General features: G+C 67.6%; 10 protein-coding genes. 2 read left to right on the top strand and 8 right to left on the bottom strand.

All coding sequences use genetic code 11. The features are described 5' to 3' along the window. Window positions 1–178 precede the first annotated feature (178 nt). The gene (locus tag ACZDWJ_RS14450) at window positions 179–589 is read left to right on the top strand and encodes a carboxymuconolactone decarboxylase family protein (protein WP_463521854.1); all 411 of its coding nucleotides are present in this window, start codon (window positions 179–181) and stop codon (window positions 587–589) included. Between the two features lie 3 nt (window positions 590–592). Further along, on the top strand, window positions 593–781 hold the full coding sequence (locus ACZDWJ_RS14445) for a hypothetical protein (protein WP_463521852.1): 189 nt from the start codon (window positions 593–595) through the stop codon (window positions 779–781). A gap of 837 nt (window positions 782–1,618) precedes the next feature. On the opposite strand, the gene ACZDWJ_RS14440 is transcribed toward ACZDWJ_RS14445, so the two are convergent. The 8 genes from ACZDWJ_RS14440 to ACZDWJ_RS14405 all read right to left on the bottom strand — a co-directional run. Beyond that, window positions 1,619–2,185 carry a hypothetical protein gene (locus ACZDWJ_RS14440; protein WP_463521850.1) on the bottom strand — a complete coding sequence of 189 codons (567 nt, stop codon included), beginning with the start codon at window positions 2,183–2,185 and terminating at the stop codon, window positions 1,619–1,621. Between the two features lie 6 nt (window positions 2,186–2,191). Continuing rightward, window positions 2,192–2,752 (bottom strand): hypothetical protein, encoded by a 561-nt coding sequence (locus ACZDWJ_RS14435; RefSeq protein ID WP_463521848.1) that lies wholly within the window; start codon window positions 2,750–2,752, stop codon window positions 2,192–2,194. A gap of 138 nt (window positions 2,753–2,890) precedes the next feature. Further along, on the bottom strand, window positions 2,891–3,277 hold the full coding sequence (locus ACZDWJ_RS14430) for an IS3 family transposase (RefSeq protein WP_463521846.1): 387 nt from the start codon (window positions 3,275–3,277) through the stop codon (window positions 2,891–2,893). Next, entirely contained in the window at window positions 3,232–3,756 is a 525-nt protein-coding gene (locus ACZDWJ_RS14425; RefSeq protein WP_463521844.1) for an IS3 family transposase, read from the bottom strand. The genes ACZDWJ_RS14430 and ACZDWJ_RS14425 overlap by 46 nt, the downstream gene beginning before the upstream one ends. Continuing rightward, window positions 3,753–4,049 (bottom strand): transposase, encoded by a 297-nt coding sequence (locus ACZDWJ_RS14420; RefSeq protein WP_463521842.1) that lies wholly within the window; start codon window positions 4,047–4,049, stop codon window positions 3,753–3,755. The genes ACZDWJ_RS14425 and ACZDWJ_RS14420 overlap by 4 nt, the downstream gene beginning before the upstream one ends. A 54-nt stretch (window positions 4,050–4,103) precedes the next feature. Then, on the bottom strand, window positions 4,104–4,286 hold the full coding sequence (locus ACZDWJ_RS14415) for a hypothetical protein (protein WP_463521840.1): 183 nt from the start codon (window positions 4,284–4,286) through the stop codon (window positions 4,104–4,106). 37 nt (window positions 4,287–4,323) lie between these two features. Continuing rightward, a complete protein-coding gene (locus ACZDWJ_RS14410; RefSeq protein WP_463521838.1) occupies window positions 4,324–4,995 on the bottom strand; it encodes a hypothetical protein in 672 nt (223 codons plus the stop codon). After that, a partial coding sequence (locus ACZDWJ_RS14405; RefSeq protein WP_463521836.1) for a hypothetical protein occupies window positions 4,908–5,456 on the bottom strand: 549 nt, incomplete at its 5' end. The genes ACZDWJ_RS14405 and ACZDWJ_RS14410, both read right to left, overlap by 88 nt.

Raw genomic sequence — 5,456 nt, 5'->3', positions numbered from 1 at the left:
TCCGCGAACCTGCGAGACACGCCGCGCGGCGGTCAGTTACCCGGTCAGCCGGGTAATGGGGGCCTCCTCGAGCCGGCAGACGCGCGGCTCGACTTGCCAACCCCCCAGGGGGTTGCTTCAATGGGATCGGAAACCCCCCGGGGGGGTTAGAGCGAACGCCGAGACGAGAGGCCGCACCATGACCACCGACACCGTCCCCCAGCCCGCCCAGCAGACCAGCCACGGCTCGCACGGCAAGGCCGTCCTCGACGCCCTCTCCCCGCTGCACCGCGAGCTGCGCCGCAGCATCCCCGACGTCTACCAGGGCTTCGGCGCCCTGCACCGCGCCGCGTTCGCCGACGGCGCCCTCGACGTGCGCACCAAGGAGCTCATCGCCCTGGCGATCGGCGTGGTCGAGGGCTGCGACGGCTGCATCGCCTCGCACGCCCAGGCCGCCGTCCGTGCCGGCGCGACCCGCCAGGAGGCCGCGGAGGCCATCGGCGTCACGTTCCTGATGAAGGGCGGCCCGGCCACCATCCACGGCCCCCGCGCCTACGAGGCGTTCTGCGAGTTCGCGGACGCCCAGGGCTCGTCCGCCCCGGAGGCCTGAGCCATGTGCCGTCCCAAGACCTGCCGCACCTGCGGCCTCACCACGTGGGCCGGCTGCGGCATGCACGTCGACCAGGTGCGCGCCCGCGTCCCCGCGGGCCAGTGGTGCGACGGACACCCCGCGGAGCCTCGCGACGCCGGCCCGCTCGCCCGGCTGCTCGGACGCCGCCGAGGCGACGCCCAGCCCGGCTGAGCCGAGGCCTCAGGACGCCGACGGCCCCACGAGCCGACGCACCAGCGCCAGCCCGCGCGGCGGACCCTGCCAGTGCCGGTCCAGCGCCTCCGGGCAGCCTGGCACTGCTTCACGGGCGACCGAGCCCAGTCGGGCGGCCCTGTGGGCCGATCGTCGCACCGGACTGGATGTACACCGGACTGACAAGCACGGGGCTAGCGTCCCGGCGGGGCTTCTGCTCAGGGCTCCTTCTAGAGTTCCCCCTGGAGTCCTCTCCACGCCCGGGCCCTTGGGCTATGGAAAGAACTCCCTTGACCTGCGGAAACCTTCTCGAACCCGCTGATGCGGCCGAGCGATCTCAGGACGCACCCGACCCTGATCTGGAACGCGACCGGGGCGGTCGTGGAACGCTGAGATGGGCGCCTCGCCGAGCCGAAGCTCACCGAGCGTCCTAAGTCAGGACACCTCTCTGTATCGCGGAGCCGTTGCAGCGGCGTCCGCGTCCTCGATGATCCGTACCGCCACGGACGGTGCAATCACCACTGGCTCCGTTCTGGTCGGGACCGCGTGTCGGCGGACTGACCCACCCGGTCGCCCCTGGGCGGTCTCGACCGAGGGCCCGTTCGTCGGGCGTCGAGCCCATCGACGACATCGAACTGCGCTTCCGCACCGAGAGAACCTGGCAGGCCGCCGCCTTGACCCTTCCTGCCGCGGAGCGACCTGCAGATCACCGAGCCAGCACTCTCGACATCGATTGAGCTCGACCAATGCGTCGCCAACCAACGGGCCAGCGGCCAGGCCAGCGGGGGGATCTACCCGTGCTTCGGCTAGTGCCGCGCCCTGAGACTTGGCGCGCCACTAGTCGTTGTGGTTGTACGCAGCGTGAAGATCGGCGAAGTCGGAAGCGTCACCGTCCACTTCAGTTCCGAGGTCGATCCCGGTGCGCATACACGAGGAGGCGCCGGATCCTCGCTCACCCAGGCTCAGGGTGTGGCCCATCTCGTGGCAAACCAGCTCGGTGCGAGCTGAAAGACCCCGGTTCCGGCACTCTGAATCGACCTCGGACGTCATGCTGTTAGCGATGATGTGCCCGGTGGACGGGTTGTAGGAGAACTGGGTGAGACCGACGGTGCTGGTAGCCGCGTTGCAACCGGCATAGCCCATATTGCGCTCGGAGTACGGAATACAGTGGCCGGACGTGCACGTACCGGTGGTGTAAAGCAGATCGAGGCGCGCCTCAGAGTCCCAATCGACCGCTGCCGTGTACACCGGCGCCCAGGAGCCCGTCAGGTCATGAATGTACGCGTAGCCGCGCGGAAAGGTCGGGGCATTATTGGCCCAATGCGCCTGGATATCGGCCGAAGCCGCACCGACCCCCACAAAGCCAAAGATGAAGGCCGCAATAGCTACCGCTGTCGACCGCATCGTCGCCTACCCCCCGCTCGCGAACTCGACGCGAAGACCGTCGAACTTCGGCTGGTCGCCTTCGCAAACGACCTCTGAGGTTTTCTCGCCGACCCGCCCAGTTACGTAAGTCACCTGTAGGCACCACTTCTCGCCTTGCTGTACGGCCTCAGCGCCCAGGATCTTGGCTTCAGCGGCACACAGCTCGCCCGTGATCCCTTTCGCGGCGTGCACATTCACCACGTCGCAGACGACACCTGGCGCCGGACCTGCGGGCTCAAGCTTCTCGTCGGAGACGATAGGAACCTGGCCGTCCTCTGGAAACGGGTCGCACGGACCCACGGGGATCTTGGCTTCTTTCAACTTCGCCACGGTGTCAGCCTCGGGGCACGGCGGGGCCGCGTCGCCTGGTTGACCGACGCTCGCCTTTCCGATCTCCTCGAGAGTCATGCCCGGGGCGTAGTAGTCCTTCGCCGTGACGGGCTCGCGTTGCGCAGGCGCCGACGTCGCAAAGGCTGCCCCAGCGACCGCCCCGGCGACCAGGAGGACAAGAGCCGGCGCTGCATGCCTGCGGCGGATTCGGATCATGAGCGACTTCCAAGAGAAGAGTACGAAATTGCCGGCCAATGTGACATTGATTGTCTCTAGCCCTCGGGAGATGTCAAGGGGACTGCTGAAGGTCTAGTTGTCACGCTGGACTTGACCCGCTCCGGTGGACACGGTTTTTCAGGCCGAGGCCTGGTCTTCGAACTCTGCGGTTGAACGGTAGCCGAGCCGCTGCTTGATTCGGGTGGTGTTGTAGAAGCCCTCGACGTAGTCGAAGATCGCCGAGCGCAGGAGGTCCCTGGTTCGCCAGGTGTGCTGGCCGTGGATCCAGGCCAGTTCCCGCTTCAACACCGACCAGGTCGACTCGACCGCGGCGTTATCGAAGGCGTCTCCGGTCGATCCGAACGAGGCGGCGATCCCGAACCGTTCGAGCTGATGCCCGAACGCCAAGGAGGTGTAGGCCGCGCCGCGGTCGGCGTGGTGGATGATCCGCTCGTCGGGCCGCCGGCGTTCAAAGGCCATCACGAGTGCATCGATGACGAGGTCGGCGTCAGGTGTGGTGCCCATGGCCCAGCCCACGACCCGACGGAGTAGAGATCGATGACTCCGGCGAAGTGGAGCCAGCCCTCGTCGGTTCGGAACTGGCTGACATCAGCAGCCCAGAGCTGGTCGCGGCCGGCGGGGTTGAAGTCGCGTTCGACGAGGTCGGGTGCCCAGGCGGTGTTCGGCTTCCCCGTGCGCCACCATCGGCGGGAGTGCGCGCCGACCAGGCCGTGCTCACGCATCAGACGGGCGACGCGCTTGCGTCCGGCGCGGTGCCCGAGGCGGCCGAGTTCGGCGTGTACCCGCGGCGAGCCGTAGGTGCGCCGCGAACGGCTGTGAACCTCGGTGACGAATGCTGCCAACTCAGCGTCGCGCCGAGCGTGGGTGGACGGGCCGCGAGTGGTCCAGGCGTAGTAGCCCGACCGGGAGACACCCAGCACCTGGCACGGCCGCTTGATCCCGTAGGACTCGTGGTGCTCGGAGACGAACCGGAAGCGGCTCACCGGGTCGTCTCCTTGGCGAAATACGCGGCTGCTTTGCGGAGGATCTCGCGCTCGACCTTGAGGTCGGCGACCTCCTTGCGCAGCCGCTTGAGCTCGAGCCGCTCGTGCTCACTGAGCGCGCCCGGCAGAGCGTCGAGGGTCTGCTGTTCGCGTTCCTTGCGGACCCACGCGCCGAGGGTCTTGTAGTTGATCCCGAGGTCGCGGGCGACCTCGGCCATCGGCTTGTCGGTCGTGAGCACGAGGCGCACTGCCTCGGTCTGAAACTCCGCTGGGTACTTCGACGGACGGCCCATAACGGACTCCCTTCGTGAGCCTGCGGCTCACAATCTGGTGTCCATCAGAGCGGGTCAAGTCCAACCGTCGACCTCGCCCGAGCCAAGCGAGTCGATGATCGACTCCAGCCGCGACTCGAGCGCGTAGACCGCCTCGCGCTCTTCGCTCGTGCCGAACGCGTCGTCGCTCAACGCGTAGTGGATCACCACGGCCTGATCGACCGGCGGCGCCGCCCTCTTCCTCCTGAACCAGCTCACGGCCAGCAGCCTGGCACGGCTCAGCGTCCGCCGGGAGTCAGTCGTTCGGCCCTGTGCACACGTCCTTCTCCCACGCCTCCCGGTCCTTCACGACGGCGTCCCCGGACGCGTCACCGCCGACGACCAGGACCTGGCCGGGCCCGAGAGAGGCGATCTGCCCTGGCGTCACCCGGAGGTCGAGCAGGGTGTCGTAGTCCTTGCGGGCCGCCGAGATCAGGACGCGCTGATCGGGCAGCGGGATCGAGGCCGATCCCTCCGAGAGCGGAATCTGCGACGCCGTCAGATCGGTGACGCCCTTCTTCAGGTCGCCGCGCTCCGGCGCCCACCGCGCCAGCATCCGCGAGCGCGCCTGAGCGGGGATGGTGCGGACCTCGACGTCGTCGGGCACCACCTTGCAGACGCCCACCAACACGGTCATCTCCTCGCCGGTGGGTGCGACGGCCAGCGAGCCCGACGAGATCGGTCCGATGTCGCCGGATTCGGCGTACGCGCAGCCGGCCGTCAGAAGCAGGAGGGCGACCGCCGCAGCCGTCCGCGACGCCGTGGGCGCCGTGAGGTCCGAGATCACGAGATTCCTTGGGGTTGGTCGATGCCGACCGGCTCCCGCGCGCAGGCCGCCCGCTACTCCTCTGCGTCCAGGAGCATTTGAAGTTCCAGGCCGGGTGGCCTGCTCACGCGGCCGGTGATGAACTTCCTTCGGTTCGCCCACGACAGGTCGGTTCGGTCGACTTCCTGAACGGGTTCGTCGTACCAAGGGTCGTCAACCATCGGTGCGATCGCGTCAAACGTGGACTGCTCGAACTCAGGCGACAACTCCCAGTTCCCAGCGCTTCCCCTAGCGCTGGAGATACGCGACGCCAACACCGAGACCTTCACCTCGCCCGACTCAACCAGGTTCGCGACGGCTTCCTTTAGCGCATCGTGGTCGTACCTCAGCGCAAAGTTCATCTGGTACCCGACACCGAAGTTGGTCTCTGCGTCGTCACCCGCCTTCAGGTTCTCCAGGAAGTCGGCGGCCGCCTCTTGGGCAAGAGTCTGGCCAACCACCGCGAACCACTCCGGTTGGTTGTCTCGGTAGGTACGACTCACCCACCGTTCTACCTTGGTCCACAACCTGAACCGCCCCGGAGTTTCCGGAGACTGTTTTTCTTGGCTCAGCCGGTTGGCATG

The organism is Nocardioides sp. B129/18, from assembly GCF_055282735.1.
The sequence above is the reverse complement of the archived record's forward strand: the minus strand, read 5'-3'. Positions and strand labels throughout refer to the sequence as shown.

Coding starts and splice junctions, on each gene's coding strand:
- ACZDWJ_RS14450 (WP_463521854.1), top strand. CDS start 179: ATGACCACCGACACCGTCCCCCAGCCCGCCCAGCAGACCAGCCACGGC.
- ACZDWJ_RS14445 (WP_463521852.1), top strand. CDS start 593: ATGTGCCGTCCCAAGACCTGCCGCACCTGCGGCCTCACCACGTGGGCC.
- ACZDWJ_RS14440 (WP_463521850.1), bottom strand. CDS start 2,185: ATGCGGTCGACAGCGGTAGCTATTGCGGCCTTCATCTTTGGCTTTGTG.
- ACZDWJ_RS14435 (WP_463521848.1), bottom strand. CDS start 2,752: ATGATCCGAATCCGCCGCAGGCATGCAGCGCCGGCTCTTGTCCTCCTG.
- ACZDWJ_RS14430 (WP_463521846.1), bottom strand. CDS start 3,277: ATGGGCACCACACCTGACGCCGACCTCGTCATCGATGCACTCGTGATG.
- ACZDWJ_RS14420 (WP_463521842.1), bottom strand. CDS start 4,049: ATGGGCCGTCCGTCGAAGTACCCAGCGGAGTTTCAGACCGAGGCAGTG.